The following is a 2,196-nucleotide window of genomic DNA, read 5'->3' on the forward strand; positions in this document are numbered from 1 at the left end:
TGGCTTTCTGAGCATAAATGTTTGCAGAAAAAACACTTATCATAGCTATATAAAAGAGTATATTTTTTTTCATGATACTTATTTTTAGAAGAATCTTGGAGTTGTAATCTTATTATTGTTTTTGAAAATTTCATATCTCAAGAAAATTTCATGCGAACCAGAATTGTAATTATCTAATTTGGTAGTTTCTAAATCATAACCGTAACCGATGTATAAGGCATCAGATACTTGAAACCCAGCCATTGCACTTACAGAAGCACTCCAACGATAAGCAAGTCCGAGGGTAAATTTGTCATTGAACATAAAGTTTCCTGAAACATCTACTTGCAAAGGAGCTCCCTGAACCATTTTAGTGAGTAAAGCGGGTTTGAATTTCAGATTATAATTTAAATCCATTACATAACCGGCAATTAAATAATACGTCATTTTTTCTTTAAAGAGCGCTACATCATTATCATCGTATCGATTTGATTCAATAAAATTAGGAACGGAGAATCCCAGATAAGCTTTATCAGAATGAAGATAAACACCAGCTCCAAAATTAGGGGTAAACTTATTATTAAAACCCTGTAATTTAGAATCTCCGGCCTGTTCAGGAGTTAGTCTGTCAGGATCAAGATCAAATAAATTACCAGTAGCTTTTATACCAAAAGAAAGTTTAACATTTTCAGAAGTAGGAATAGTATATGATAAATCGGCAGCGATGGTGTTTTCATGTGTAGGTCCTATTTTATCATTAATGATAGATATACCTAAACCCAATCTGCTGTTGTTAAAAGGGGTGTTGATCGAAACAGCATTTGTAGTTGGTGCCCCATCTAATCCAACCCATTGCGTACGGTGTAAGGCAAATATACTCATTGCTCCTCTGGATCCGGCATAAGCAGGATTTACATTTATAGTGTTATACATATATTGAGTAAATTGTGCATCCTGTTGTGCATAACTTGCTACTATTGTAAACATTAGACTGATTAGTAGTAATTTTGTTTTCATCTGACTTGATTTTATAACCAGAGGTTTAATGTAAACCTCTGGTAATTAGATTTGAGTTTATTATCTGGAAAGGTATAAGTACCCTTGCTTTTTGTTAGCTATAATTTCATTTTGTAAACCAACGGATGTATAATTCAAAATATAAAAGTAAGTCCCTGTAGGTAATCCGGCCGATTTGTCTACGGTAACTCTGCCTTCAGAGAAACCTTTGAATGAGACATCTTCATTGTTATATCCTTTGGCTTCATAAACCAGTATTCCCCATCTGTTGTAAATCTCTACAGAGTTTTCAGGGTAACATAGTGTATCATCGATATTATCAATTACAAATTTTTCATTTAAATTATCACCATTTGGAGTGAATGCATTATGAATAAATATAGTTCCACAACCTAAGACAAAACTCTGATCAATTTTTAGATTAATTACATAGCTTATAGGACAAGTTTCTGTTTCAATGTTGTATTGGAAAGTATAATCTCCGGTTGCAGCATTGTTAGGATCTAGAATACTTCCGTTTAATATCCCTGAGTTATTAATATCCACCCAGGTTCCGTTTGATGGAGCATCTTGTGGTAGGTAAGTCGTTAAATCCACCTGAGTTGCATTAATACTGTTGATAAATTCAGGAACAGTAATTGTTGTAACATTCGTAATAATATCTACGTTTACCGTTTGAATGTAATCAATAGCATTGTTACAAGCATCTTTAACGTTCCATTTTCTAACAATAGAATAAGAAGTTTCAGTGTTGTTTATAATATTTTCAGTAAAAACAACTGTAGGAGCAATTTCAGAGCAACCATCTACAAATGTTAGTACAGGTATTTCTGGAACTGCAGCACAAGTGGTATTGATTACAGTTTGAAATTCTGTTGTTGGTACAGGAGCTGTATTGTCTTCTACATTTATTGTTTGTGAAGCTTTTGTTATATTGCCTCCGGCATCAGTTGCAGTCCATGTTCTGGTTATAGAATAAGTACCTACACAAGAACCATTTGTTCTAACGTCTTCTGATGTTAAACTTATTACCGTACAGTTATCCGTTGCAGTAGGAGTTACAAATACTGGTAAATTTGGACAATATATTGTTGAGGATGTTGGTAATGTAGTGATAACCGGCTTAGTAACATCTTTAACAATTACATTTTGAGTAGCTGTTTCGATATTTCCATTACCATCATCAAAAGTCCAGGTAAT

The 2,196-nt window shown here is 33.5% G+C and carries 2 protein-coding genes; both read right to left on the reverse strand.

From position 1 onward, the window contains the following. Positions 1–84 precede the first annotated feature (84 nt). The gene (locus ACSV4D_RS18045) at positions 85–996 is read right to left on the reverse strand and encodes a PorP/SprF family type IX secretion system membrane protein (protein WP_439229382.1); all 912 of its coding nucleotides are present in this window, start codon (positions 994–996) and stop codon (positions 85–87) included. Positions 997–1,056: 60 nt separating this feature from the next. After that, on the reverse strand, positions 1,057–2,196 hold a 1,140-nt coding region (locus tag ACSV4D_RS18050), incomplete at its 5' end, for a gliding motility-associated C-terminal domain-containing protein (RefSeq protein ID WP_439229383.1).

Origin of the sequence: Flavobacterium sp. ARAG 55.4 (genome assembly GCF_051846875.1) — a bacterium.
In the GTDB taxonomy this organism is placed as follows: Bacteria; Bacteroidota; Bacteroidia; order Flavobacteriales; family Flavobacteriaceae; genus Flavobacterium; species Flavobacterium plantiphilum.